27 protein-coding genes and 3 tRNA genes are annotated in these 25,548 nt (G+C 57.4%); 9 read left to right on the top strand and 21 right to left on the bottom strand.

What is annotated here, in order from left to right; genetic code table 11:
* Nucleotides 1-5: 5 nt before the first annotated feature.
* The 6 genes from MWU39_RS08770 to MWU39_RS08745 form a co-directional block, all read right to left on the bottom strand.
* The gene (locus MWU39_RS08770; RefSeq protein ID WP_247159610.1) at nucleotides 6-422 is read right to left on the bottom strand and encodes a DUF6691 family protein; all 417 of its coding nucleotides are present in this window, start codon (nucleotides 420-422) and stop codon (nucleotides 6-8) included.
* Nucleotides 419-868 (bottom strand): YeeE/YedE thiosulfate transporter family protein, encoded by a 450-nt coding sequence (locus MWU39_RS08765; RefSeq protein WP_247160350.1) that lies wholly within the window; start codon nucleotides 866-868, stop codon nucleotides 419-421. The genes MWU39_RS08770 and MWU39_RS08765 overlap by 4 nt, the downstream gene beginning before the upstream one ends.
* A 71-nt stretch (nucleotides 869-939) precedes the next feature.
* Nucleotides 940-1,016 (bottom strand) — tRNA-Pro (locus MWU39_RS08760).
* A gap of 33 nt (nucleotides 1,017-1,049) precedes the next feature.
* Nucleotides 1,050-1,125 (bottom strand) — tRNA-Ile (locus tag MWU39_RS08755).
* Between the two features lie 85 nt (nucleotides 1,126-1,210).
* On the bottom strand, nucleotides 1,211-2,212 hold the full coding sequence (locus MWU39_RS08750; protein WP_247159609.1) for a polysaccharide deacetylase family protein: 1,002 nt from the start codon (nucleotides 2,210-2,212) through the stop codon (nucleotides 1,211-1,213).
* Nucleotides 2,213-2,278: 66 nt separating this feature from the next.
* Nucleotides 2,279-4,066 (bottom strand): histidine kinase dimerization/phospho-acceptor domain-containing protein, encoded by a 1,788-nt coding sequence (locus MWU39_RS08745; protein WP_247159608.1) that lies wholly within the window; start codon nucleotides 4,064-4,066, stop codon nucleotides 2,279-2,281.
* A gap of 247 nt (nucleotides 4,067-4,313) precedes the next feature.
* On the opposite strand from MWU39_RS08745, the gene MWU39_RS08740 reads away from it, so the two are divergent.
* Nucleotides 4,314-4,775, top strand: a complete 462-nt coding sequence (locus MWU39_RS08740; protein ID WP_247160349.1) for an Lrp/AsnC family transcriptional regulator — start codon at nucleotides 4,314-4,316, stop codon at nucleotides 4,773-4,775.
* A gap of 9 nt (nucleotides 4,776-4,784) precedes the next feature.
* On the top strand, nucleotides 4,785-5,231 hold the full coding sequence (locus MWU39_RS08735; protein ID WP_247159607.1) for a GFA family protein: 447 nt from the start codon (nucleotides 4,785-4,787) through the stop codon (nucleotides 5,229-5,231).
* Nucleotides 5,232-5,314: 83 nt separating this feature from the next.
* On the opposite strand, the gene MWU39_RS08730 is transcribed toward MWU39_RS08735, so the two are convergent.
* The 9 genes from MWU39_RS08730 to MWU39_RS08690 all read right to left on the bottom strand — a co-directional run bounded on the left by MWU39_RS08730 (nucleotide 5,315) and on the right by MWU39_RS08690 (nucleotide 13,171).
* Complete coding sequence (locus MWU39_RS08730; RefSeq protein ID WP_247159606.1) at nucleotides 5,315-6,367, bottom strand: hypothetical protein; 1,053 nt, start codon at nucleotides 6,365-6,367, stop codon at nucleotides 5,315-5,317.
* A 78-nt stretch (nucleotides 6,368-6,445) separates the two neighbouring features.
* Nucleotides 6,446-7,795, bottom strand: coding sequence for an acetyl-CoA carboxylase biotin carboxylase subunit (gene accC, locus MWU39_RS08725; RefSeq protein WP_247159605.1), 1,350 nt, complete (start codon nucleotides 7,793-7,795; stop codon nucleotides 6,446-6,448).
* An 11-nt stretch (nucleotides 7,796-7,806) separates the two neighbouring features.
* Nucleotides 7,807-8,259 (bottom strand): acetyl-CoA carboxylase biotin carboxyl carrier protein, encoded by a 453-nt coding sequence (accB, locus tag MWU39_RS08720; protein WP_247159604.1) that lies wholly within the window; start codon nucleotides 8,257-8,259, stop codon nucleotides 7,807-7,809.
* A gap of 146 nt (nucleotides 8,260-8,405) precedes the next feature.
* On the bottom strand, nucleotides 8,406-8,846 hold the full coding sequence (locus MWU39_RS08715; protein WP_247159603.1) for a type II 3-dehydroquinate dehydratase: 441 nt from the start codon (nucleotides 8,844-8,846) through the stop codon (nucleotides 8,406-8,408).
* A 75-nt stretch (nucleotides 8,847-8,921) separates the two neighbouring features.
* Nucleotides 8,922-9,305, bottom strand: a complete 384-nt coding sequence (locus MWU39_RS08710; RefSeq protein WP_247159602.1) for a BLUF domain-containing protein — start codon at nucleotides 9,303-9,305, stop codon at nucleotides 8,922-8,924.
* A gap of 113 nt (nucleotides 9,306-9,418) precedes the next feature.
* On the bottom strand, nucleotides 9,419-9,832 hold the full coding sequence (locus MWU39_RS08705) for a holin family protein (RefSeq protein ID WP_247159601.1): 414 nt from the start codon (nucleotides 9,830-9,832) through the stop codon (nucleotides 9,419-9,421).
* A 74-nt stretch (nucleotides 9,833-9,906) separates the two neighbouring features.
* Nucleotides 9,907-10,809 (bottom strand): CoA ester lyase, encoded by a 903-nt coding sequence (locus MWU39_RS08700; RefSeq protein ID WP_247159600.1) that lies wholly within the window; start codon nucleotides 10,807-10,809, stop codon nucleotides 9,907-9,909.
* Between the two features lie 53 nt (nucleotides 10,810-10,862).
* On the bottom strand, nucleotides 10,863-12,980 hold the full coding sequence (locus tag MWU39_RS08695) for a TonB-dependent receptor plug domain-containing protein (RefSeq protein ID WP_247159599.1): 2,118 nt from the start codon (nucleotides 12,978-12,980) through the stop codon (nucleotides 10,863-10,865).
* Between the two features lie 114 nt (nucleotides 12,981-13,094).
* Nucleotides 13,095-13,171 (bottom strand) — tRNA-Pro (locus tag MWU39_RS08690).
* A 268-nt stretch (nucleotides 13,172-13,439) separates the two neighbouring features.
* Here MWU39_RS08690 and yajC point away from each other — a divergent pair.
* Genes yajC through secF form a run of 3 tightly spaced genes read left to right on the top strand, consistent with a single transcriptional unit; the run spans nucleotide 13,440 to nucleotide 16,431 of the window.
* Nucleotides 13,440-13,775: a preprotein translocase subunit YajC gene (gene yajC, locus MWU39_RS08685; RefSeq protein WP_247159598.1), complete on the top strand. Its 336-nt coding sequence runs from the start codon at nucleotides 13,440-13,442 to the stop codon at nucleotides 13,773-13,775.
* A gap of 38 nt (nucleotides 13,776-13,813) precedes the next feature.
* Complete coding sequence (gene secD, locus MWU39_RS08680; protein WP_247159597.1) at nucleotides 13,814-15,412, top strand: protein translocase subunit SecD; 1,599 nt, start codon at nucleotides 13,814-13,816, stop codon at nucleotides 15,410-15,412.
* Nucleotides 15,413-15,426: 14 nt separating this feature from the next.
* On the top strand, nucleotides 15,427-16,431 hold the full coding sequence (gene secF, locus MWU39_RS08675) for a protein translocase subunit SecF (RefSeq protein WP_247159596.1): 1,005 nt from the start codon (nucleotides 15,427-15,429) through the stop codon (nucleotides 16,429-16,431).
* On the opposite strand, the gene MWU39_RS08670 is transcribed toward secF, so the two are convergent.
* Both MWU39_RS08670 and MWU39_RS08665 read right to left on the bottom strand, forming a co-directional pair.
* Nucleotides 16,401-17,609: a glycosyltransferase gene (locus tag MWU39_RS08670; protein WP_247159595.1), complete on the bottom strand. Its 1,209-nt coding sequence runs from the start codon at nucleotides 17,607-17,609 to the stop codon at nucleotides 16,401-16,403. The two genes, secF and MWU39_RS08670, sit on opposite strands and share 31 nt — an antisense overlap.
* Nucleotides 17,610-17,655: 46 nt before the next feature.
* Nucleotides 17,656-18,237: a helix-turn-helix transcriptional regulator gene (locus tag MWU39_RS08665; RefSeq protein WP_247159594.1), complete on the bottom strand. Its 582-nt coding sequence runs from the start codon at nucleotides 18,235-18,237 to the stop codon at nucleotides 17,656-17,658.
* Nucleotides 18,238-18,347: 110 nt separating this feature from the next.
* On the opposite strand from MWU39_RS08665, the gene MWU39_RS08660 reads away from it, so the two are divergent.
* Nucleotides 18,348-18,818, top strand: a complete 471-nt coding sequence (locus MWU39_RS08660) for a DUF6456 domain-containing protein (protein WP_247159593.1) — start codon at nucleotides 18,348-18,350, stop codon at nucleotides 18,816-18,818.
* A gap of 126 nt (nucleotides 18,819-18,944) precedes the next feature.
* On the opposite strand, the gene MWU39_RS08655 is transcribed toward MWU39_RS08660, so the two are convergent.
* The 4 genes from MWU39_RS08655 to MWU39_RS08640 all read right to left on the bottom strand — a co-directional run bounded on the left by MWU39_RS08655 (nucleotide 18,945) and on the right by MWU39_RS08640 (nucleotide 23,385).
* The gene (locus tag MWU39_RS08655) at nucleotides 18,945-19,304 is read right to left on the bottom strand and encodes a nuclear transport factor 2 family protein (protein WP_247159592.1); all 360 of its coding nucleotides are present in this window, start codon (nucleotides 19,302-19,304) and stop codon (nucleotides 18,945-18,947) included.
* 62 nt (nucleotides 19,305-19,366) lie between these two features.
* Entirely contained in the window at nucleotides 19,367-19,957 is a 591-nt protein-coding gene (locus MWU39_RS08650) for a uracil-DNA glycosylase family protein (protein ID WP_247159591.1), read from the bottom strand.
* A complete protein-coding gene (locus tag MWU39_RS08645) occupies nucleotides 19,954-21,768 on the bottom strand; it encodes an ATP-binding cassette domain-containing protein (RefSeq protein WP_247159590.1) in 1,815 nt (604 codons plus the stop codon). Before MWU39_RS08645 ends, MWU39_RS08650 begins: the two co-directional genes overlap by 4 nt.
* Nucleotides 21,769-21,828: 60 nt before the next feature.
* Nucleotides 21,829-23,385 (bottom strand): amidohydrolase family protein, encoded by a 1,557-nt coding sequence (locus tag MWU39_RS08640; protein WP_247159589.1) that lies wholly within the window; start codon nucleotides 23,383-23,385, stop codon nucleotides 21,829-21,831.
* 110 nt (nucleotides 23,386-23,495) lie between these two features.
* Here MWU39_RS08640 and MWU39_RS08635 point away from each other — a divergent pair, with 110 nt between their 5' ends.
* The 3 genes from MWU39_RS08635 (at nucleotide 23,496) to MWU39_RS08625 (ending at nucleotide 25,444) form a co-directional block, all read left to right on the top strand.
* Nucleotides 23,496-24,233 carry an SIMPL domain-containing protein gene (locus MWU39_RS08635; protein ID WP_247159588.1) on the top strand — a complete coding sequence of 246 codons (738 nt, stop codon included), beginning with the start codon at nucleotides 23,496-23,498 and terminating at the stop codon, nucleotides 24,231-24,233.
* 89 nt (nucleotides 24,234-24,322) lie between these two features.
* Nucleotides 24,323-24,643 (top strand): PepSY domain-containing protein, encoded by a 321-nt coding sequence (locus MWU39_RS08630; protein ID WP_247159587.1) that lies wholly within the window; start codon nucleotides 24,323-24,325, stop codon nucleotides 24,641-24,643.
* A gap of 123 nt (nucleotides 24,644-24,766) precedes the next feature.
* Nucleotides 24,767-25,444: a response regulator transcription factor gene (locus MWU39_RS08625; protein WP_190787694.1), complete on the top strand. Its 678-nt coding sequence runs from the start codon at nucleotides 24,767-24,769 to the stop codon at nucleotides 25,442-25,444.
* The last annotated feature ends 104 nt before the right edge of the window (nucleotides 25,445-25,548 follow it).

The following is a 25,548-nucleotide window of genomic DNA, read 5'->3' as shown; positions in this document are numbered from 1 at the left end:
TTCGTTTAAGCGCGCTCAAACGCCCGAACTGCTGCCATTCCCAGCAACATAGAGACTACAAAGATCGCTGCTGACATTGGTTCGATGGCCAGTGCGGCCAGACCGGGGCCGGGGCAGAGCCCGGCGATTGCCCAGCCGATCCCGAACAGCGCCGCTCCACCGATCAATCGCGGCGTCAGATCGCTGCTATCTGGCAGGGCAAAATTCTCTGCGAAGACGGGCTTGGCCAAACGGCTTTGAGCTTGCCATGCGATAACCATCGTTATCACCGCGCCGCCCATCACAAATGCGAGCGTCGGGTCCCAATCTCCGAATATATCCAGAAATCCGCGCACTCTTGCCGGATCAGTCATTCCGCCGATTGTGAGACCGGCCCCGAATACAGCGCCGGAAACTATCGGGATCAGTGTACGGCCAATCATGGCAGCACCTCCAATCCGATAGCGTTCATGATGGCTACGGTCGCAAAGCCGGTGATCATGAAGGTTATGGTGGCGACGATAGAGCGTTGGGAAAACCGGCTCATCCCGCACACGCCATGCCCACTGGTGCAGCCGCTGCCAAGCTTTGTTCCGATGCCCACGATTAGCCCTGCGAGCACGAGATAGATTGGAGATGCGAAGTCGGGCGCTGGATCGCCGGAGAGCGCCGAAACGATAAATGCGCCGAGCGGTAATCCTATCAGGAATGACCATGCCGAGAAACGCGGCAGGGAGCTTTCGCTGAGCCCAAATGCTCTTGCGGCAATTCCCGAAACGCCGGCGATTCGTCCGACGCCGATCAGCATCACCGCCGCTGCAATGCCAATCAGGATGCCTCCGGCGAGCCCCGCCATCGGAGCTGCGTCAGGGAATCCGGGAATTGTTATCATGGGTTTGGCCTCACATCGCCGCTTTGCTTTGTGCAGATAAGCGGCAGTTTCGGCTGTATTTCAAGAGATGGTCGGGGAGAGAGGATTCGAACCTCCGACCCCCTGTACCCAAAACAGGTGCGCTACCTGGCTGCGCCACTCCCCGACATTCATCTCTTCGTCCGCCGCCCGTAAAGGTTGGTGGGCCCGGCAGGATTCGAACCCGCGACCTAGCCGTTATGAGCGGCCAGCTCTAACCACTGAGCTACAGGCCCATAGGGTATCGGCTGCGCGAACGAGGATGGCCCCTACAGCCACCTTTCGATGGATACAAGCATGAAGCGCGCTTCTTTTGAATTTTTAGCGATTAACTGAGGAAATAACGTCATTCAGAGTGGCGCTGGCGACACCTCTTTGGGCCAGATAGGCGTAAACCTGCCGAAACCAGTCATAGAGGCGTTCGACATCTTCATCGCTGTTGCAATAGGGCGTGTGTCCCGCCGCGAGCGATGGGCTGTGAAAACTCAACACCAAAAGCGGCAGGCCATCGTCGAGGGCAATGTCGATTCCCCGAAGGGCTTCTTCAGCGGTGACCCCTTCCGGTGTCAGCGCAATACGTTCGAGCAGGTTAAGCCGCGAAAATGCTGAAAAGAGCGTCGGTACGTGGCGCTGGGCACGGTGTATCTGCTTTCCCAGCTGGCGCAGCACGCCCCAATAGACGCTCGTCACCGGCAATTCGAGCAAGGTGCGCTCTTCATCGACCCAATAGGGCACGAGCGGATGGTGGGTGTAATCCGGGCCGCCTTGCACGCTGTAATCGAACAAAGACCGCACGGAAGTATCGATCGAAATGCCGGATGTCTTCAAAAGGTCGGCAGTTTCGTGCCCGAGCCCGTATCGGCCTGCGCGGTAGACAATCGGGGCGATGCCGAATGCGGATTCGATAGCATCCCGCAGTCCCGTGAATTTGGCGGCTTCCAAATCGGTTGGAAGGTTTCCGGCGAAGGAATTGCGCGTCGTGACGTCCTCGTCAAACGGAGGATTGACCCATGGGTGCAGCTGAACGCCGACCTCTGCAGTTCCCCTTCGAACCGCATCACCGATAATCTCTACCGCGCGGCTGTTCTGTGTAATCGGCCAATCGACAAGGTAGACTGGGTGAGCCCCGATTTCTTCGCAAAAGCTCTGGAACCGTGTGAGCTTTTCGACATGCTCCAAACCATAGCCATCGCGGCGGAATGGTGCGTTCCAATCAAACTCTTCTTCTGTATCGACAGTCAACAAGACGCGCTGTCCGAAATCGCTCGCGAACTCAGCGGTAGCGTTCGGTAATGGAGGGGTCAGCATAGAGCCTTGGGCCATGTCAGACGCTTCCGGCGTTGATCGCCATGCCAGGGCACAGCGCGTTGATCTGAGTGCGCGATCCGATCAGGCTACGTTGTCCCGCTCCCCGCGCTCTGTTTGGCTAGGCAGGGCCTGTCGGGCGGTCAAGAGCGGCAGGGTGAGTGTCACCGTATCATCCTTGATCGAAAGCGCGCCGCCCGCTGCCCGTGCTTCTGCGCGGGCCAGCCGTAAGGAGAACCCCGCGCCGAACAGACCAGCATTGATGGTGTCGCCAACGGGCTTGGCCTCTGCGGCGAACACGTCCTCCTCAGACATAAGTTGGGCCGGCAGATCGCAGGTAAGGCGCGCTTCGGTGAAACCGGCTTCTAGGGAGGCAACCAAATTCTCTCCCGACGCGCAATTCCCGCCGAGCGTTGCCATCAATCGCCACAAAAGTGCCTCTGCGTCTTCGCTGTCGAGCGCAACGAAGACGGGGCCTTCCGGCTCTTTGCCAAACTCGATCCCTGCCATACGGGTGCCAAGCACCTGAGCGAGTTGATTGCTGGTCGCATGGGCGATTGCAGAAAGGTCTGCCTCGCCCGGCTCCATAGTCATCGCCCCGGTTTCCAGCTTCGCCAGCCGGTCCAGCTCTTCAAAACCCGATAGAATACGCGCGGCGTCAGCGGCGATTGCTGCGGCGAGGGCACGGTAATCGTGCGGGGCGGGGCCAAACAATTGCTGTTGGATCACCTCGGCATAGCCTTGGACCGCGGTAACGGGAGTACGAAGCTCATGCAGCAATTGGCGAATCCGGTCCGCTTCGCGTGCTTCGGCCGTGGGAGCGTTCGGATCATCATTGGCAGGTCGCCGGAACCGCCCAAGATAGCCCGAAAAACTTCCATCGTCGGTAAAGCTTGGCTGCGCATCGACGATCCAGTCACCCTCGATTGCGGGTGCTCCTCGCAAGCTGAACTCGCAATGGGAGATTGGAAGACGCCGGTGGAATGCCCGCTCGACTTCGTTTTCGTTGTCGCGCCCGCCCAGAACAGAAGGGCGGGTCAGGCGCACACCCGTTACCATCGCAGCTGCTTCTGTTTCGGCCCAATCGATCCTGCCATTCGCATCTGCAGAAAAGCCGAAGGCGCTGATCCGGCGGTCGCCCGCCCCCGTGCGCTCTTCTAGGCCTAGCGGGAGTTTTGGCGAGCGCTCGACATCGCTAGGCGCGACATCGCGTGTCTTGCGGAACTGGGCAATGCGCTCAACCAGCGCAGAAATCTCGCTCCGGCCGCTGTCAGCAGGATCGAAAGGGTCTTGCAGTTCGGCAACGGGATCGATTTGATCGCTTGTTGCTTCTGGTTCCGCTTCGAACTGTTCCCGCTCAGCTGCCGCTTCGACTGGCGCAGCAGGTATCCGTTCTTCAGGTGCTTCTTGGCGAGCATGAGGCGAAGGCAATCCGCGATCATGCACGCCCAGCCGCTCAAGCAAAGCTTCGGTATCGACAGGCAGATCACGCCTTAGCCGTAAGAAACCGCGCGCTCGCACTGGCAGACGCGGTATCAATGCCTCCCAATCTTCGGCTGATAAATGCGCACGGTTCAAGGCGGCGGAGGCGACCTCTGGTTCATGATCCGCGAGATGCGCGGCAAGATCGGGGCTGCGAAAGCGCCAGCCGGTTTCACGTATCATTGCTGCGCGGTCTGCCGGCGGCAATTCCTCGGCCAGTGCATCCATCCGCAACCACGCAGCTGCGATCAGGCTTCCAGAGCGTTCATCCTGCGGTGCGAACTTTCGATTGCCCAGGATGTCGAGCAATTGCCTGAATTGCGTGCGCGCGCCCGCCTCGCTCGTGGCGCGTTGGCGCAGCACAGTGGCAAGGCGGTCATCAAAAAACATCAAAGCTCCCTATGGCAGGACCCGCACGCAATGCTTCGGGCGCACCGAATCCAGATTAGACCATTACACCATGCCGCATATGTTACAGGTGCACAGTCACACTGCGTTGCAAAGCGGGACAATTGCTGGCAAACCTAATAATATTATCCATGCGCGTATTGATGCGTGCATGTTGTTTCGCGAGAGAAGTCTTACATTAGCTGCCTTCACAATGCTGGCAGCGCACGCAACGGAGAGTTTGCAGCCGATGGCCAATCTGGACGAGATCGACAAGCGCCTACTATCTGAATTGCAGGCCGAAGGGCGCGTGACCAATGTTGAATTGGCCCAGCGTGTCGGACTGACCGCACCGCCGTGTCTTCGCCGCGTTCGCGGGCTTGAGGAAGACGGCGTGATTCGCGGCTATCACGCCGATCTGGACCCTTCGAAGCTGGGCTTTGCGATCACGGTTTTCGCCATGGTCAGCTTGAAAAGCCAGGCCGAAAGCGCCCTTCGCGAATTTGAAGATCACATGGCGACGCTTGCCGAGGTTCGCGAGTGCCACATGCTCAATGGCGAGATCGATTTTATTCTCAAGATTGTGAGCCAGGACCTTCAGAGTTTTCAGGAATTTCTGACGGGCAAGCTGACTCCGGCTCCTAATGTCGAAAGCGTGAAAACATCCCTCACGATCCGGACCTCCAAACAGGTCCCGGGTGTCCCGCTTTAAAGTCTTCCGATGAGCGACGCCGAACGCATCGATGAACCTATCAAAGGGTACTGCCTGTGCGGTGCTGTGAAGCTGACCCTGACGGGCGCTCACAAGGAAATCGACGTCTGCCACTGCGAAATGTGCGCCCGCTGGGGTGGATCAATGTACGCAGGTATAGAAAGCGATGGCTTCACTGTTGAAGGGGAAGAGGCCGTTTCGGTGTACCAATCAAGCGAGTGGGCCGAACGAGCCTTTTGCTCGAAATGCGGCAGCAACCTTTGGTACCATTTAAAGCCGACCGGAGGCCGCACCTTTCTGGCCGGACTGTTTGATCTGCCGAAAGGCCTTCCGATCAAGCATCAAATTTTCATCGATGAAAAACCGGATTGGTACGATCTGGTTCAAGAAAGCCCGATGAAGACCAGCGCAGAGATCATTGCCGAAGCAGAGGCTGCGGGCATGACATTCGATTGATCGAATAGCCTGCTTTTAGAGCAGTTTCCAGGCAATCGAACCGCGCGGTTTGTCGTAACGACGCTGAAGGCATTTTACGCTGTTCAGCGATGCCAAAATAGTGATCTGAGTTCGCGTCGCAGGCTTTCTGGCAACAACTTGTACTCGGCTTCGCTGATGCCGGAGCCGCGGTAAAAGCGGGTGTGGGCAAAGGAAACGTCGGTCAGATTATGACTGGAATTTAGCTGCAGTGGTGCCGCCAGTGCATAAGCATTCTGACCAAACGCTCGAAATTTTATGGATCCGTCTGGTCCGACGATCTCTGCGTATTTGACCCAGACGCCGGGCCGATATGGTCTGTAAGATCGATAGCCGGGACCATGGCTGAAGCCGAATATGTTGATCGGCGCATCGCCAATGTCGGCGGCAGCTTCATTTCGCCACCCGCCAAAACGCATCTTCCAAGCAAAATCCGTAGGAGTTGCCTGCTGAATCACGCAATTTTGCGTCAGTTCCGCGCGCCACGAGCGCCATTCTTTCAGAGCAATTTGATTGGCAGTTGTTCGGCCATTGAACCCCTCTCGGTATCGCCGCAGTAAATCTTGGCAAGCCGATGAAGGCGAAACGCTAAACGTTGTTTTTGCACCGTAATGTCGAGCGTCAATGTCCGCGCTCAATGCCTCGAAATCGGTTGGCTCGTATTCCGCGAGCGTAACCGAACTGGTCTGTCCATAGATAAGCAACATATCCAGCGTTACGCCAGATGGCGCCAAGCCATCGTCGAGCAAAAATCTCTCCAATTGGCGCGGGCCAGTCGCGATCAGCAAGTCGCCGTTCCATTCTATCTTTTCGGCCAATGTTACCGACGGGCGATCATATTTACCGAGATCAGAATACACGATGAGCTTTGATACCATCGGGATGCCGAAAAAGATCGCGGCGAGAAAGGTAAATCCCGCGACGATGGTAGTCCGCCCAGCGGCTCCAGCTCGCACGAAAATGAGCGGAACCGTCAGAAGGAGGACGAGAACGACAGTAAAGGGGGCAATCGCGGTCATCACTACCGCCAGCAAAGTGAATAGGCCCATGACCACCGCTGGCCACCAAAGGCTGCTCAGACCGGTGAGAGATTGATACCGACGATTATTATCTGCCATTACAGCAGCGTACTACCGATCTCGTGATTTCAAAATGGCTTATGCAAATTGTCCCGCGCACTTACGCTCTGCGTGCGCTCACCCCTCGCGTGTCTCCAGCCACTCTTCAAGCCATTTGATCGTATAGTCGCCGTGGAGCACATCATTCTGCTGGAGCAATTCCTGATGCAGAGGGATGTTCGTTTTGACACCTTCGACGACCATCTCTTCGAGCGCGCGGCGCAGACGCATGATGCATCCTTCGCGGTTGCGCCCATAGACGATCAGTTTGGCGATCATGCTGTCGTAATATGGCGGGATTGAATAGCCTGCATACAGCCCGCTATCGACCCGTACATGCATGCCGCCAGCCGGGTGGTAATACGTCACCTTGCCCGGTGAAGGGGTGAAGTTGAACGGGTCTTCCGCGTTGATGCGGCATTCGATGGCATGGCCATTAAACTCAAGCTCTTCCTGCTTTACCGAAAGCGGTTTGCCAGCGGCAACGCGGATTTGCTCGCGCACCAGATCGACGCCGGTGATTGCTTCGGTCACAGGGTGCTCAACCTGAAGACGGGTGTTCATTTCGATGAAGTAGAACTCACCGTTTTCCCACAGAAACTCAATCGTGCCCGCGCCCCGATAGGCCATATCGCGCATCGCTTTGGAGCAGACTTCGCCCATCCGCATCCGTTCATCATGGCTGATGACGGGGGAGGGGGCCTCTTCCAGAACTTTCTGGTGGCGACGTTGCAGCGAGCAATCGCGCTCACCCAGATGGATCGCATTACCTTTGCCGTCGCCGAACACCTGAAATTCGATGTGGCGCGGATTGCCGAGATATTTTTCGATATAAACGGTCGCATCGCCAAATGCTGATTTCGCCTCGTTACCGGCGGCCTGCATCAGGCTGGCGAGCTTGTCTTCGCTTTCGCAGACCTTCATCCCGCGCCCACCGCCGCCGCTCGCAGCTTTGATGATCACCGGATAGCCGATTTCGGCGGCGATTTTCTTCCCTTCTTCGGGGTCGGAAACCGCGCCAGCCGAACCGGGAACCAGCGGCAGACCAAGGTCGCCCGCAGTCTTCTTTGCCTGAACTTTATCGCCCATCGTGACGATATGCTCAGGCTTTGGCCCGATCCATTTCAGATCATGCGCTTCCACGATTTCCGCGAACTTCGCGTTTTCGGAAAGAAAGCCATAGCCCGGGTGGATCGCATCTGCGCCAGAGACTTCGGCAGCGGAAATAATCGCCGCGTGGTTCAGATAGCTGTCGGTTGCCGATGGCGGGCCAATGCAGACCGCGTGATCGGCAAGGCGCACATGCATGGCATCGGCGTCTGCGGTGGAGTGCACCGCAACTGTCTCGATCCCCATTTCGTGGGCTGCACGGTGAATGCGCAGCGCGATTTCGCCGCGATTGGCAATCAGGATGCGGGTAATGCTCATGGTGTCGCCGATCAGCCGATTACCACGAGCGGCTGGTCAAATTCGACCGGCTGCGCGTTGTCGACCAGGATGGATTTGATCGTGCCGGATTTGTCGGCAGTGATCGGGTTCATCACCTTCATCGCTTCGACGATCAGGATCGTGTCGCCTTCGCTCACCTTGTCGCCAACCTTCACAAAGTTTGGCGCTTCCGGTTCGGGAGCGAGGTAGACTGTTCCAACCATCGGTGACTTCATCGCATCGGCATTGTCCGCTGCGGCCGGAGCTTCCGGAGCGGGAGCCGCAGCTGCGGGTGCAGGAGCCGCTGCTGGAGCGACAGGCGCAGGCGCTGCCATAGGCGCGGCAACCACGCCGCCGCGTGCAACGCGGATCTTGCGATCATCGTCCTCTACTTCGATTTCGGTGAGACCCGTCTCGTTTAGCAGTTCGGCAAGTTCGCGAACCAAAGCGGAATCAATATTCATGCCGGATTTTTTTCCGGCGGCCGGCTTACTGGTAGCCATGCATACCCCTTGTGTAGTTTTGGGCCGTAACCCTTACCTTCGCCTATTCACGCCAATTGCGGCTGGCAAGTGGCAATTGGCGAAATTCGTCGATTCAATAGTGTTTCTCAGACGTCGCCTGACGCTACGGCTTCGAGAGCGATGCGGTAGGAATCCGCCCCATGCCCTTCGACAGTCTTGGCCGCGGCCATCCCCACAAATGAGGTGTGCCGAAAGGCTTCGCGTGTTTTGGGATCGGACAAATGCACTTCGACGACAGGCGTATTGATCGCCTTGATCGCGTCAAGAAGCGCTATCGAGGTGTGGGTGTAGGCCGCTGCATTGAGCAAGACAGCGCGCGCTCCTTCGGCTTGGGCTTCATGCAACCAATCGACCAGCATCCCTTCGTGATTGGTCTGGCGCATATCGATAGTGAGGCCAAGCTCGCGAGCGCGATCTTCCAGCATGCTTGCAATATCATCGAGCGTTTGCGAGCCGTAAATCTCGGGCTCACGCAGGCCGAGCAGGTTCAGGTTTGGGCCGTTGAGGACGTAGACTGTGTTGGTCATCGTCACGGGTTAGACCGTGAAGCGAAAAACGTGAAGAGTTAGAAACCCGCTTTTACATCGCCGGGGTAGTTTCTCTCAGACGGTCAAAAACTGGCGTAAAGCTTTTGTCGCCTTGCTCGATGTGTCTTTTAGACTTGGAATGGTCTCTTCAAGTTCGGCGATGTTCGTGACAGCGGGCACCCGCTTCATCCACCATTTGGGGAACGCACGATCCTTGATCGGGCTGCGGTCGAGGATTTCTACGGAATGGTGGCGCGGATCGTCTTTCAGTACCGCCATCAGGGTATCAACAGTGCCCGGGTCGCCTTCGAGAATCTGGAAAAAGCGATTCTTCGAAAAGCATAGGAATCCGGTCAGGTTACGGTCGGCATTCCTGCTCGCGGAATGCGAGACGATGTTAAAGACTTCGCCTTGCGGGAGGTCGTCGGCCGCAATGCTTGTGTAGATAATCTGGATCATGCTTTTCGTATTTCTGTTAACGAGGCGGCTAACCGGATAGTCGAATAACGCGCTTTCTGCTCAAGAAAGTAACTCAATACGCTTACGAAACTGCTAATCTGATTCCTAATAATCTACCGATCCACGCCCTTAACCTTTCCCCACTGACGCGCCGCTGTGTAGCCGAGATAGCCTGTGCCAAACAGTGCATAGAGCGGTTCGGGCAAGCCATTGAGATAGGCGTTCATACCTCGTGCAATTTCTCCTGCGGCGGCGGGATTGAAGGCGGCAAGGATGCCCATGGGGAGTGCCCACAGGATCATCGCGTACATCACATAGAGAAAGCTGGGGCGGGCGCGGCTGGTCCATGGGTCATTTGACTGTGCCTCGGCGACGATAGCTTGCAGGCGGGCCTCGATCATCCGCATGTCCTGCGTACCTTCCAGCTTGATCAGCTCAAGCTTGGCTTTTGCGCGGGCTTCCTTGTCGGGAATGATTTTGTCGATGATTGAGGTGATCGGGCCGATCAGGGATTCGAGAATAGCCATGTGCCGCGCTCCAATTGGGATGAGTCGCGACGTTGATAACCAAATTGGTTAGTGTAGGAAAATGAGATAACCTTTTAGGGTTCACCCGCCTCAACCAACAGACGCTGAGCAAGAACCAAATGCGGGCGATCGAGCATATTTCCATCCATCGAAACTGTGCCAGCACCGGGATTGTCAGCAAAAGCCTGAATTACCGCGCGGGCGTGGTCCAATTCCTCGGCGCTCGGCGTGAAGGCTTCGTTGATCGGGGCGACCTGAGCCGGGTGGATCGCCAACATTCCGCGAAAGCCTTGCGCACGGACGCTGCGGGCACGGGCGGTGAGTTTGTCGAGATCACGGAATTCTGGCTGGACCGTTTCTATCGGCGCGACGCCTGCTTTCACCGCGCCGAGCAAACACAGACTGCGCGCCATCTCGTAAACATGGGTGTATTCGCCATCCGGGCCGCGCTGTTCGCGTGCGCCAAGTTCGCTGGACAAATCTTCCGCACCCCAGCTCATCGCCACTAGCCGCCGCTGGCCATCGATTGCGCTGTCATACGTTCCGGTGGTGAACATCGCGGCGGCGGTTTCTGTCACCAACGCGGCAATTCTGATCGCGCCATCATCTAAGCCGGCAGCAACTTCGCGCGCAGACAGCATCGCATCAAGGCGTTCGACATCGTGTCCGCCTTCGGCCTTGGGCAGGAAAATCCCGCCCGGACCAGCCGCGACGACGGCGTCCAGATCGGCTTCTGTCCAATCGCCGGAAAGCGGGTTGACCCGAACCCAGACACGCGAACGATCCGGCGCGCCTGCAATCGCCGTCGCCACGCGCAGACGCGCGTCTGCTTTATTTTCGGGAGTAACAGAATCTTCGAGGTCGAGCAGCGCAATGTCTGCCTCACTCGCAATCGCCTTTCCCATCTTCTTGTCGCTATCACCCGGCGCAAAAAGCCACGAGCGCATACGGGGAAGGGAGGGGGCGGTGTCGGTCATATCAATCATCCTCTGCCCCACCGACTAGGCGGACAAAGAAAGCTACGCAACCGCTAGAACGAACCCTCGATATCGAAGGAGTAGATCACGCCGAAGACGCGTCTGCGCTCTTCTCGCAGATCGACGATGCCATTCAGCCGGTCGGTAAAAATTGTGCGATCAAAATTGTCTTTCTGGTTGATCAGATTTCCAACGCGAAAACGCGCGGTCATGCCGAGCACATCTTTGTGCTCTACAAATACGCGAGCGAAGCCCGGAGTTTCCTCCCTCAAAGCAATTTCGCCAAGGCGTACATTCGGACGGTTTTCGCTATAGCGATAAGCACCGCCAATCGCCCAGTCCGATCCAAAGAAATCCTGGCGCGCTTCGACGTCAATCGAGAAGTTGCGGAACCCTGAGATGTCCCGCGGCGTGCCTACGAGGGGATCTATGATTTCGCTATCTGCGAACCTGAATTCAGTATCTATTCTCAGCCCGCGCACCCCAACAGGATCGAACAGGAATGTGACTTCCCCTTCGACGCCTTTGATTGTGGCTGCATCGATATTGCCGGGCGCCTCGCCGCCGCCATCAATCGGGATCTGGTCTACAAAATCGCTCAAATCCTCATAAAAACCGCGCAGGTTGATCGAGCCGAAAGCGCCAAGGCTTTGCGTGGCCTCCAGCTCGAAAAGCCAGCTTTGCGGAGGGACGAGATCGGCGTTGGTGACATTCACGCGGTCTTGATTGAGGTCAGTCGATGCAATGAAGTCAAAGAAATTAAGTTGGCCAACAACCCGTTCGACGCGGCCCGAAAGATTGAGCGTGTCGTTCGCTTTCCAATCAAGCGCGGCGAAGCCTTTGGGACGGAAGAATGAACGGGTTTGACCGAGCGGCCCGCTTTGGCTGATCGTCGAATATTCGCCGCCAGCGGATAGCTGCATCTGAAGGTTTTCGGCGAGCGCGCGGCCATAGGTTACGCTTCCCTCTGCGCGGTCCTCTTCAACGCTGGCACTTGATCCGTCGAATTCCTCGGGCTGCAAGACACCAGCTGCGTCTCGCACTTCCAGTGTGGATTCGATGTCGAGCGAGTTTTTCACGCCTTCCAGCGCGAATTGGATATCGCCGCCCAATCCATCGAAACTGTATTCGCCGCGCAGGATCGTTTCAGCTTCGTCGGCATCGCGAATAAACAGCGATCCTTCCGGCGGCGTGCCATCCGCGAATGTGGTTGTAACTTCGGATGCTGTCGGGCTGTCTTCGAACCGGCGATAACCGATCACTTTCAAAGTGCCGCCGCCAAGGTCAAAACTGTAATCGGCACCAAATTCGTAATTGAATTCGTCTTCTTTCGAAGTGAACAGGCGAAAACGATCCGTCGGTGAAATGGACCCGGTGCGGATTGATGTCTCGCTTCGATCAAACAGATTGGCCGCGACGCTACCCGTCAAATTCAGAATATTGCCATTCTCGGCAGTGCGGGCGAAGGAGCCAGACAGACTGGGCCTGTCGAAAACAAATTTTGATTGCTCGTCCCGTGTGTCGATCAGGATGTCAGCGGCGTTAAATACCTGCTCGATGCCTTCATTTCCGCGCCGGCCGGCGTCATTTTCAAAACTGAGCGTCCATTCGGTTTTCTCGCCACCACCGGCGAGCGAGATCTGGCCATCTCCCCAACGGAAGGGGACGCCGAAACTGCGCCATTCAGCGGAATAACGGAATTGACCGGTCACACCGCCAGTCGAATTTGTGATGACATTGAGGACCTGACCGGAAAGCCCGCCAATCTCGAGGCTGGCCCCGTCAACGATTTCGAGGCGGACAACCTCATCAACCGGAATGCGTCGCAACGCTTCTACAGGGCCGTTTGATTTGCCCGAGATACGTTGCCCATTGATGATAACATTGGTGCTGGCCTGACCAAGCCCGCGACCACCATCGTCTGACTGGATTGAAAAACCGGGGATCTGTTGTGCCATGTCGAGCGCGTTGCGCGGCGCGAAGCGTTCAAAATCTGCAGGCGTGAACACGCGTCTTGTGCGGGCGGATTCGGTTTCGTCTGACCCTTCCTGCGCCGCGATTGAAGCGTTGTTGTCGGCTCCGGAATCTACCCGCACTTCGTCCTCAGCCGCCAATGGCGCCGATACACATGCTATCGCTGCCGTTGAGGTAAGGAGGTATCGGTATTTCATCAGACGTGACAACGCAGGCCCCTTGCGCAAGTTCCGTGCGGGCAGTTGAATAAAAATTGCCGTGCGGCAATCACCTTGCGGCGAACGTATGTCTCTGTCCGATGAATGTTCCACTGGTCGGGAAGACAGGATTCGAACCTGCGACCCCCACACCCCCAGTGTGATGCGCTACCAGGCTGCGCTACTTCCCGTATCCAGTGGAGGCGCGCCGTATAGGGCGGGGGGCATGGCCATGCAAGCATCATTGGCATCGAAAGCGTATTGTGTTTTCCACCAGCGGTGGCGAAGGTGTTTGGCCCGCTGATTGCGGGGCGCTTGCAATGCTGCTACGCGCGCCCACTTACATGGAATAGGGGAGGCCGGACGGGCGCGTTATTCGCGCGGTGTTCATTCCGACCCAAATACTGAGACATCAATTGGGCGCTTTTGGCGTCCCGTAATTGCAAGGTTCGATAGGGCATGATTGAGATTTTCGCCGCAGCAGGTGGGGCCGCATCAGGATCGGGAAGTCCAATGGGCTTTATCTTGAGCCTGCTTCCTTGGATCGGCATTTTCGGCATTTTCTGGTTTCTGATTTTCCGTCCGCAGATGAAAAAGCAGAAAGAGCATCAGGAACGGATTGGCGGCCTGAAAAAGGGCGATCAGGTTGTCACAGCGGGCGGTCTTGTCGGCAAAGTTGCCAAGGTTGATGACACCTATGTTGAAATCGATCTGGCAAAGGACGTCCGCGTGAAAGCGGTCAAGCACACAATCGGCGACATCATCCCGCCGGGCGGCAAAGCCGCAAACGACTAATCGCGATTTTTTAAGAACAAGACTGAGAACACGCGGCAATGCTCGATTTCCCTCTTTGGAAGAAGATTATGCTGTGGGGTATCACCCTCACAGCGGCACTGATGGCATTGCCTTCACTGTTCAATGCAGGTGGAGCCGATTGGCCCGACGCACTGCCCGAACCGACTGTCAATCTCGGGCTCGATCTCGCGGGCGGTTCGCACCTTCTGCTTGAGGCTGAGGCCGAAGAAGTCGCTGCGCAGCGACTGCAAAACATGGAAGAGGCCGTGCGTCAGGCGATGCGCAACGCCGAACCGCGTATTCGGATTGGCGATATTTCGACGGCGGACGGCAGATTGTCTTTCATGCTAAGCGACGCGAGCGATATTGATCGTGCGCGAGGCATTCTGGAACCGATGATGCAGGGTCAAAACCTTGTGCGTGAGTGGGATCTGGAAGTCGTCGATGGCCAGCGCATGGTGCTCGCACCAACGGCTAGTGGCACAGAAACGGCCGTGAATGATGCGATGGAAAGCGCGACCGAAGTCGTCCGCCGCCGTATCGATGAACTGGGCACTCGCGAGCCGACAATCATTCGGCAAGGCGCAACGCGCATCGTTGTACAGGTGCCGGGACTGGACGATCCTGAGGCTTTGAAAGAACTGCTTGGTCAGACTGCGCAGCTTGAATTCAAACTTGTCGATCAAAACGCGCTGCCAACCAACGTGCAGGCGGGCATTGCGCCTCCGGGAAGCCAGATTTTCCCTTACGCTGAAGGGAGCGATTTCGAAGGGCAGTCAATCGCAGTGCGGCGTCTTGGCGGCATTCGCGGAGACCGCTTGACCGGCGCGACCGCCGGTGTTGATCCGCAGACCAACGAGAATGTCGTCAACATCCAATTCGACGTTCAAGGCGGCACCCGTTTCTGCACTCTGACGCGTCAGAATGTGAACAAGCCATTTGCGATTATTTTGGACGAAGAAGTGCTTTCGGCGCCGAACATCAATGAGCCTATTTGTGGCGGTTCGGCGCAGATTTCGGGCAGCTTTAATGCCGACAGCGCAAACAACCTCGCGATCTCGCTGCGCTCGGGTGCTCTTCCAGTGCCTTTGACAGTGATCGAAGAGCGCACCGTCAGCGCCGAGCTCGGTGCAGATTCGATCCAGCGCGGCCTTCTCGCCATGTTGATCGGCAGCATCGCGGTTATCGTATTGATGATCGCAACTTATGGCCGGTTCGGCGTCTATGCGACCATCGCTCTGGTGTTCAACGTGCTCATGCTGCTCGGCATCATGGCCTTTGCGAACAGCACGCTAACGCTGCCGGGCATTGCCGGTTTCGTTCTGACAATCGGTGCGGCGGTGGATGCCAACGTGCTGATCAATGAACGCATCCGCGAAGAGCGTAAGCGAGGCCGGCGCGTGATCGCTGCGGTCGAAAATGGCTACAAAGAGGCCAGCCGCGCAATTTACGATGCAAACATCACGAACTTCATTTCGGCCTGTTTGCTCGGCTTTTTCGGGTCCGGTCCGATCCGCGGCTTTGCCGTGGTTCTGATCATCGGCCTGTTCACCAGCGTTTTCACCGCGCTTCCGTTGACCCGCATGTGGGTCGCCGGATGGCTGCGGAAAAATCGCCCTAACGACATCAACGTTTGAGGAGGGACACGACCATGAAACTGCTCAAACTCGTCCCCGCTGACACGAACATCAAGTTCCTGAAACTGCGCGTACCGTTCTTTGCCATCAGCATGTTGCTGATTGTGGCGAGCTGGACCGCTGTTATGACACAGGGTCTGAACTACGGCGTCGACTTCGCTGGTGGCCAAGAAGTTCAACTGACCTTTGAAGGGATCGACCAAGCACCCGTTGCCGATCTGCGCGAGAAGGTGGCCGGGCTCGGTTACGGTACGCCTGTCGTCCAGGAATTTGGCGCGCCGAACATTGTGTCCATTCGTGTTCCGCTGCCCGAAGACGTCGAATCCACCCCCGGTGCTGCGACCGAAATCGGAAACGAAGTCATCGCTCTGATCGATAGCCAGTATGAAAACGTCCGGACGGACGGCAACAACACCGTATCGGGTAAAGTCGCCGAAGAGTTCCGTTCAAGCGCCGCTCTTGCCCTCGCGCTCGCCATGATCGGCGTCGCGATGTATATCTGGATCCGGTTCGAATGGCAGTTCGGCGTCGGCGCGTTGTTTGCGCTGTTCCACGATGTTTCGCTCACCCTTGGCTTGTTTGCGGTTTTCCAATTGGAATTCAGCCTGCAGATCATCGCGGCTATTCTGGCCATTATCGGTTACTCGCTGAACGATACGATCGTCGTGTACGACCGCATTCGTGAGAACTTGAAGAAGTTCCGCAAGATGCCGCTGCCCGAGCTGCTCGATCTGTCGGTCAACGAAACTCTGGCCCGTACAGTTATGACGTCGTTGACTCTGCTCGTCGCGCTTCTGCCGCTGCTGCTGTTCGGTCCGGCAAGCCTGTTTGGTCTTGTTTTCGCGATCACCGTCGGACTGTTCGTCGGTACCTATTCCAGCGTTTATCTCGCTGCGCCGATCCTGATCTGGCTGGGTGTGAATTCGGACAGTTTCGTCCCGCAGGAAACCGAGGCTGACATTCAGGAACGCAAAGCGCGCGGCGAAGGTCAGGCGCGTCCGGCCAGCCCCATCGAATAATCGGACAGCCGCTCTGCGTGGCTTTCCCAACTGAAGTGCTCGACCAGATCCGCAACCTCTTGCGGGTCTGGCGGCGCGTTCAGCACAGCATTGACCGCTTCGGCAACGGCTTCCGGCGTGCGCTCAGTTAGCAACCGACCTGCAGTGTCATTGACGATCAACTCGCGCGCACCGCCTACATCTGTCGTGACCACAGGCGTTCCGCAGGCGAGCGCCTCGACCCAAGCGTTTGCCAGGCCTTCGTTCTCGGTCGGCAGGACCATGACATCGGCTGCCGAAAGGATCAGCGGCAACAGATCATGGTCGATCGATCCGGTGAAATGCACTCGATCCGTAACGCCAACGCTGCGCGTCAATTCGCGGCATTTCGCCTCATCCTCTCCCTTGCCAACAATCACGAGCCTGGCGCCCTCAATTGAGGGGAGGGCAGCGATGATCCGGTCTTGCCCCTTTCGCCCCGTAAGTGCGCCGACACAGGCGAGCATGGGCACAGTGTCAGGCAGATCAAAGCCGAGCTCCTGCCCGACCTGACTGCGCAATTGTGTGTGATCGAGCGGACGGAAACGGTTTCTGTCCAGCCCGGTGTAATGCACCGTGATTTTATCGCCCGGCATCCCGAGAGAAATCATCTCGCGCTTCAATGCTTCGCTAACAGCCAGCAGGCCGGTCGCTTGCTCTGCAGCATCCTTCATCTGCTCCAGAATGGCGTCTTGCTGACCCCAATAGGTGATGTCGCTTCCGCGCGCCTTAATCGAGAGCGGCAGGCTCATTTCCTTGGCCACGATTGCGGCTGCCGGTCCATCGGGAAAGAAGAACTGCGCATCAATTAAATCGATTGGCTGCTCGGCATGGATGGCCCGAATGGCTGGCAAAATAGCCTTTGCGATGGTCGCAGCATTACGACGCGCGCCAACTTTCGGGATCAGGGTAAATCGGGGGCGATGAACAGGAATGCCTTCCTCGATCGAAAGGGGATCAAGATCGGCAAGCGACTGATATCGCCCGAATACAACCGGCGGCAATCCAATCGGATTCACTACGGTCACGCGCCAGTCGCCGCGCTGGGCCAGCCCTTCCAATGAGCGCGCAACAAAAGTCCCGAAACGCGGATTGGGGGCGTTGGGATACAGCGTGCTTATGGAAAGGATGTGCTTCAAATGATCTCCTTGTGCGTTCACGATCAGGATCGCGCGTCAGCTGGTAAGATGCGTGAAACAAACACGGTTAAAGCGGGCGCACGAGCATCACGGCCATCGCGATCCAGGGGGGATTATCCACCACCTGTTGTTTTTGCCCAGCGCCCGGCGGCAACAATCCGACAAGAGTGCCTCTGCGGTCGATCAGCCGCCCGAATGCAAACCGCCCGCCGGGACGCGGGATAAGACAATCACGGTTGATCGCTTGGCCTGCATCCTCCGGATCAAGCTGACTCAGCCAGATCAGATCACCGGGGCGAAACTCGCCCGTGCTTTCCTCGACCTTCAGAACAATCAGCGGTCTTTGATCGCCCTGGCTTGCAAGATCGGTCGGCAGCACCGCTTCACGCGGTGTGTCCAGCGCCTGTGCTCCGCTACCGGTTAGCTGTGCCACAACCTGCGGCTGCGGTGCTTGGTCAGAGCGTACCAGATTTTCCGGATCAACGCCGAGCGCGGCCGCAATGCGGTCCATCCATTTGATTGAAAGGTTCCGCATCCCCGTTTCAAGTCGACCGATAGTCTGAGCGGTCGTCGCCGGCTCGCAAGCCTCGGCCAGCTCTGCCATCGTCAGCCCCTTCGCCTTTCGTATATCGCGGATTCGGTTAATCAATGGCTTGCTCCGTGACTAGAAAAACCAATTTGGTGATTTGCGACTTTCCTACAGATGTGGATGCAATGCAAGTCCATTATCACCTATTCGGTTCAAATGGAGTAAGTGATATGCGTAAATTGGTGGAGCGAGAGCTGACAAGCGAAGGCCCCAAGAGGGCGGGGGCGGCCAAAGGAAAGCGCCGCACGGTAACAATGAATGTGGGCGAAAGCCCGATTGCTTGGCTCCATTCCCGCGGGCACCTTGAAACCCGGTTGTTCGAGGCGGGTGAGGCCTTGCGGCGCGATTATGAGCGGGCGCAGCTATCACCGAATGTCACCATGCGCTGGGATCCGGTGCGGGTCAAAACCACCGGCGATCAGGGATTGTCCGCGACAGAAAAGCAAATAGCGGCGAAATCCCGCTTCGACGCTGCGCTGGCCGAAGCGGGGAGCGGATTGGAAGATGTCCTATGGCGCGTGGTGTGCGCGGGAGACGGTCTGCCCGATGCGGAAAAGGCGCTGGGCTGGCCAGCGCGCAGCGGCAAATTGGTGCTGAAACTGGCGTTGGAGCGTGTTGCGAACTTCTACCGGATCGGGTGAGCGAGTTGGACAGTTGTCATGTGTGTCCTACAGCGCAGAAAGCGCGGCATTCTGGGGCTTACAGCCTGTAGGACACGGGTGACATGTTGGAGAATGTGTCACCCGTTTCGCACGTGTCCCTCTGGCTTATTCTTCGGCGGCGTAGAGGAAGCGCTCTTCCACGATCTTGCCGTCTTTCAGCGTGTAAATTCCGACTTCGCTGGACTGGCTGCGTTCGCCAAACATCGTGACATCCATTGTGAAACGGACAGCGAATTGGTCGCCGAAGACATAGGGGCCGTCGGTTGAAACCGAGTGCATTTCGGCGTTCTCGTTCCACCATGCGTGTTTCGCCAGCAAGGCCTCGCGCCCTTCCACACGGGCCATCTCGCCCTCTTGCGGCTCAAGGCTAACGATATCATCGGACCAGTATTCTTGCAGGCCGGCGTCATCTTCTTCGATAAGGAGTTTGACAAATTCGCGGGCAATTTGGGTCGTATCGGTCATGGCAGGGTCTCCTTGATTGGGTAGGCTGCAACCTGCCTTCGAATTATGGCAAATGCGAGACCTTATTGATGGCTAAGTTGGGTAGCGACGCGGGTTTTGAGTGTGGGCAAAAGCTCGCTTTCAAACCATGGATTTTTCCCCATCCACATTCGCACCCGCCATGCGGGATGCGGCAGCGGGATTATGGGCGCAAACTCGCGATGGTTGCGGACTCGTTCGGTCAAAGAGACTTTGCGGTTTTCCGGTAGGTAATGCGCCTGGGCATAAGAGCCAACGAGTAGCGTGAGGCGGTCTTTCGGAAGGCAGTCCATAACGCGTTGATGCCACTCAGGCGCGCATTCCTTTCGCGGCGGTGCATCGCCGCCTTTGGCTTTGCCCGGGTAGCAAAACCCCATCGGCATCAGGGCGACGTTGTCAGGATTATAGAATGCAGCTTTGTCGAGACCGAGCCAGTCGCGAAGGCGGTCTCCGCTGTCATCATCCCACGGAGTGCCGCTGGCATGGACCTTGGTGCCGGGGGCCTGACCGATGATCAAAATGCGCGAGTTTGGCGAGAATTGGACAACCGGACGAGGACCAAGCGGCAGATGCTCTGCGCAAATGGTGCAAGCGGCGATCTCCGAATGGAGCTGAACGGCCTGCGCGTCGGTCATCCTTCGATCTGTTCGGCGATGGCCAGCCAGCGTTCTTCGGCGGCGTCCTTTTCCGCTCGGGCGTTTTCGATGCCTTTGGAAATGGTCGCAAACCGCTTTGGATCGGAGGTGTAAAGATCAGGGTCAGCGAGGATTTCCTCACCCTTTGCGATAGCGGTTTCAAGCTCTTCGATCCGCTGTGGCAGAATCTCGTAGTCACGCTGATCCTTGTACGAAATCTTGGTGGATTTCGGGGCCGAGGAAGCGGGGGTGGGTGAGGGCGCGGGTTTGCTCGGTTTGGATTTGCCGACAAAGCGGCGGGATCGTTTGGCCTCCCAATCCTCGTAACCGCCCGCAACGATATCGACGCTGCCCGATCCGTCGAGGCCGAGAGTGACGGTGACGGTGCGATCAAGGAAGTCGCGATCGTGGCTGACGATCAGAACGGTGCCGTCGAAATCGGCGATCACTTCTTGCAGGAGGTCGAGCGTTTCGAGGTCGAGATCGTTGGTCGGTTCATCGAGCACCAGCAAGTTGGCTGTGCGCGCAAATTCGCGGGCGAGAAGAAGGCGCGAACGCTCACCGCCGGAAAGGATTCCGACCTTGGTGTCGACGATTTTCGGGTCGAACAGAAAGTCTTTGAGATATGCCTGAACATGTTTGCGCGCGCCGCGTACATCGATCCAGTCGCCGCCTTCGGCAAGGATATCGCGCACACTTGCCGTCGGCTCCAGCAGCTTGCGCTGTTGGTCGATCATGACACCGCTTAGCGTGCTTGCGCGGGTGATTTTCCCGCTGTCCGGCTCCAGTTCGCCGGTGAGCATTTTGAGCAGCGTCGTTTTGCCAGCGCCATTGCCGCCGACGATGCCGATGCGGTCGCCATTCTGGATCCGCAGAGTGAAAGGTTTGATGATCGCGCGGCCATCAAAGCTTTTGGTGATGCCTTCAGCGACGATGACGGATTTCGATTTGAAGTCCTCATCATTCGCAAGCTTGAGCTTGGCCGAACCGCTATCGGTGATCATCGCTGCGCGGGCCGCGCGCATCTGCCCGAGCTTTTCGAGCCGCCCTTGGTTGCGCTTGCGCCGCGCCGTGACGCCGCGCTCAAGCCAATGGGCCTCCAGCTTCAGTTTCGCGTCCAGCTTTTCAGCCGCGCGCGCCTCCTCTGCGTATACCTGCTCTTCCCAAGCTTCATATCCGCCAAAGCCGACTTCCTTACGGCGCATCGTCCCCCGATCGAGCCAAAGCGTCGCTCTGGTAAGGCGTTTCAGGAATGTCCGGTCGTGGCTGATCGTGATGAACGCGCCCTTGTACCGGGTCAGCCAGTCTTCAAGCCAGTCAATCGCGCCGAGATCGAGATGGTTGGTCGGCTCGTCAAGCAGGAGCAAATCAGGATCTTGGGCAAGAGCACGGGCAATTGCTGCACGCCGTTTCTCGCCGCCGCTGGCCGTGCTGGTTTCGCGGTCCATTTCGATGCCGAGTTGGCCTGCGATGCTGTCCACTTCATGCTCAGCAGGCGCATCATCGCCGGAAAGGGCGAAATCCATCAACGTTTTGAACCCGCTGAGGTCCGGGTCCTGTTCAAGAAAGACGACCCGCGCTCCTGGCTTTACTCGCCGGATACCCCGATCCATTTCGATCTGGTCATCGACGATCTTCAACAGCGTCGTCTTGCCTGCACCGTTGCGCCCGATCAGCGCAAGCCGGTCACCGGGAAGCACGTGAAGATCAATCGGCTCTGCACCTTCTCCGGGATGTGGCCCGCCAAACAGCCAGCGACCGCCTTGTTGCAGGCCGAGCCCTTCGAGGCTGAGGATTGGTGGTTGCGCCATAGGCCGCGCCAAGTAGGCGAGGGCGGTGGTGCCTGCAAGGCTGCTTGTGCTTTCCGGCGCCTATTGCTGCGCGGCTTTCTGTTCTTCAACCATTTGCGCAACATCCGCGAGCAGCTTGGGTGCGTCAAACACAATACCGTCTTTGATCGTCCAGCGAACGCCGCCTACGGTTTCGAGGCTGTTCGTCTCGCGGTTCAGACGGGTGTGGCCTGTTCCATAGAGAACCTTGAGGTTGGCGAGCGGATTTTCGGGCACAATCACCAGGTCGGCGAGCTGGCCGACTTTGATGGAGCCCATCGGAGCAATTTCGCCTTTGGAATCGTAGATTTCCTGAGCGCCATCAATTGTCGCTGCGCGGATGACTTCCAGTGGCGTAAGCCCAGCCTCGCGCAGCATCTCAAGCTCGGAGATGTAGGCGAAACCCCATGTCTGATAGATATAGCCCGGGTCAGAACCCGCCGTGACGCGTCCACCGCGATCCTTGAACTCCCGGGTCAGATCGAACCATTTGCGATAAAACCCGCGCCAGGCGACTTCATCTTCGCTGGTCCAGTCGTGGTAATAGCTGCCGTGATTGGTGAGGCTGGGCGCGTAGAACTTCATCAGCGATGGCAGCGTGTATTTGTCATGCCATTCCAGATTGCGCGCTTTCATCACATCACGGCTCGCCGCGTAGATATTGAATGTCGGGCTAAGCGTGACGTCATTCTCGATCAGATAATCGATGTAGTCATCCCATTCTTCGCTGCCCGGTTCGCCGACCTGATCGGCGAGCCGCGCCACCCACGCAAAGCGCGCCTGTTCGTCGAGGTAGTTATAGTCCGCCGGATATTGCGGCAGACGGCTGCCATCCAGCAGGCTTTCAAAATGACCGTAGAAGTGGGTTACGCCATCCATGCCGAGCTCTGCGGCTTTGCGCGCATTCACATCGGAAACGCCGCGCTGGCCCAGGTGTGCGACCGAGCCGAGGCCGAGCTTGTCGGCTTCGTCAAGGATCGCCTCCATTACGGGCGGAGTTTCATTGTTGAAGAACTTGATCCCGTCATATCCGCGCGCCTTTGCCCACCGGACCCACTCCCTCCCTTTCTCGGGAGTGTCGGCGACGCCTTTGTCCCAGACCGTGCCGGGCACCTGATAGGCAAACAATCGCGGAGCAGTGATAGTGTTGGCAGCACTGCGGGATTTCTGGCTGAGAGAGGGATCGTTCGGCCCCCATCCAAATCCGACGCCGCGAACAGTTGTCACGCCGTGAGCAAGCCACAGTTTGAATCCATAGGAAGGCTGCGGCGCTTTCGCCGGATCACCATTGTGGCCATGCGTATCGACGAAACCGGGGAGGACATACATGCCGCCTGCTTCGATAGTGCGGTCGGCTGCGATATCGGCTCCGCCGCCGCGTATGATCGACGCGATGCGGTTATTTTTAACAACGATATCGACTGGTCCCTCAGGCGGTGCGCCGGTGCCATCGATCATGGTCGCGCCTTTGATCAAGAGCGTTTCGAACGGCCCTTCGCCTTCGCCAGCTGGGCGATCTGGCACACGTTCCATAGTGGTCTGCGCCGCCACCGGCAGAGCAAGCGTAACGGCAATTGCGGTCAGAAACGTCTTGAGCATTTGGTCTCCCCTGTTCACCGTGTCTCTAACCGCTCAAAAGTGTTTTGCACATATCCCGTTCAGCCCGGCGACATGGCGGGTCACCAATTGAGACTTGCAGGAGGTCACTCATGAAATTCTTTACCGCATCCGCCGCTGCCGCTTTGGCAGCAATGGCCGTATCGCCTGCTGCCGCCACCAATGTTGAGATAGAGGCCGAAGGCCCCATCATCGAACTGACGGTTTCAGAGCAGGTCAAGACGGCACCTGACACTGTGACGATTGGAGCAGGCGTGACCAGTGAGGCTCGAACCGCTGTTGAAGCTCTAAGGCAAAACTCGGTTGAGATGCGCCAGGTGATTGAGCGGATCAAATCGCTGGGCGTTGATGAAAAAGACATTCAAACAACCGGCATCAATCTGAATGCGCGTTACGACTATAACCGTAACACACAGCAACAGGTTTTTCGCGGCTATCAGGTGTCCAATCGTGTGAACGTAAAGCTGCGCGATATCGATGAGACAGGACGGGTGCTCGACGCTCTTGTTAGTGCGGGTGCGACGGATTTGAACGGTCCGACATTTCTGATCGATGATGACACAGCGGCCAAGGATGAGGCACGCAAACGTGCCATTGCAACGGCCCAGCAACGCGCTGAAGCTTATGCCGAGATGCTCGGTTATGACGGAGTTGAGGTGCTTTCGATCAGTGAAGCGATAAGTCGCAGCGGCCCAATGCCTCAGATGATGGCACGCTCAGGAATTGCAGAGGAATCGGCAGATGCTTCCGCTCCAGTTCAGCCCGGACAGGTGAGCACCGGGGTCAACATCACAATCACATATGAAATGACGAGTGATGATGAGGAATAGTTGCATTACGCTTGCATACAACGCTGAACCCATGACAACGTAGCCATTCACAGCTTGTTCAACGCTCCTCCTTTAGGCATGACCGCATTATGAAACATCTTCTTGGTCTTGCTGCAGCGTTTGCGCTGGTATCTTACGGTGCCGTTCCCGCGACTGCTGCCCATAACGGCATGCAAGAGCAATCTCGCAGCGACCAGGGGCAGGCTCGCAAGGAAATGAAAGCGGGCAATCAGCTTTCACTGCGCGAGATTGAGCGCAGGGTTCTTCCGCGTATGCGTGGCAGCGAGTATCTCGGGCCGGCATATGATGCGACCGCCCGGGCATACCGCCTCAAATTCATCAAAGATGGCCGCGTTACATATGTTGATGTGGATGCCAAAAGCGGGCGGATCATAAACCGTTCAAGATAGGGCGCTCATTTCCTTCAAAACTCTCCGGTGGACAGCGACGGGTGACAGACATCACCCTTGCTTGACGCGATGCGCTCAAAAGCGCACCAACCTTTCAATTCATTTGCAGAAATCTGGTGGACTATGCGCATCCTGATCGTCGAAGACGAGCCCACACTGGGCCAACAATTGAAATCTACGCTTGAGCAAAACGGCTATGCCGTGGACCTCTCGACCGATGGTGAAGACGGGCACTTCCTTGGCAGCACGGAAGAGTATGATGCCTGCGTCCTTGACTTGGGCTTGCCCGAAATTGACGGGCTTTCAGTGCTCGGCATGTGGCGCAAGGAGGGGCGCGATTTCCCGGTTCTCGTGCTGACGGCGCGAGACAGCTGGTCCGATAAAGTTGCCGGACTGGATGCAGGCGCGGATGACTATCTCGCCAAACCATTCCAGACCGAAGAGCTTATCGCCCGCCTGCGCGCGCTTATTCGCCGCGCTTCGGGTAACACATCTTCGGAGCTGACGGCTGGCAACGTCCGGCTGGATACACGCTCCGGCCGTGTCACATTGGATGGCGAGCCCGTGAAGCTGACCGCACAGGAATATAAGCTGTTGTCTTACCTGATGCATCACAAAGGCAAAGTGGTCAGTCGGACTGAGTTAATCGAACACATTTATGATCAGGACTTTGATCGCGATTCGAACACGATTGAAGTTTTTGTCACCCGTATCCGTAAGAAACTTGGCGCAGAGGTAATCACTACGATCCGTGGCCTCGGTTACAGCCTCGACGATCCCGCAGACGCTCCAAGAGCGTAAGGGCGCAAATATGCCTGCTGCCGCGCCGGATTCGTCCGGAGCTGAGGGTGTGGATGAGGCGCATCAGGGCGATGCGCCTTCGCCCAAACCCCGTCGCGGCAGCC

Origin of the sequence: Erythrobacter sp. F6033 (assembly GCF_023016005.1) — a bacterium.
GTDB lineage: Bacteria > Pseudomonadota > Alphaproteobacteria > Sphingomonadales > Sphingomonadaceae > Erythrobacter.
Note: the sequence above shows the minus strand (reverse complement) of the source record. Positions and strands in the feature narration are given on the sequence as shown.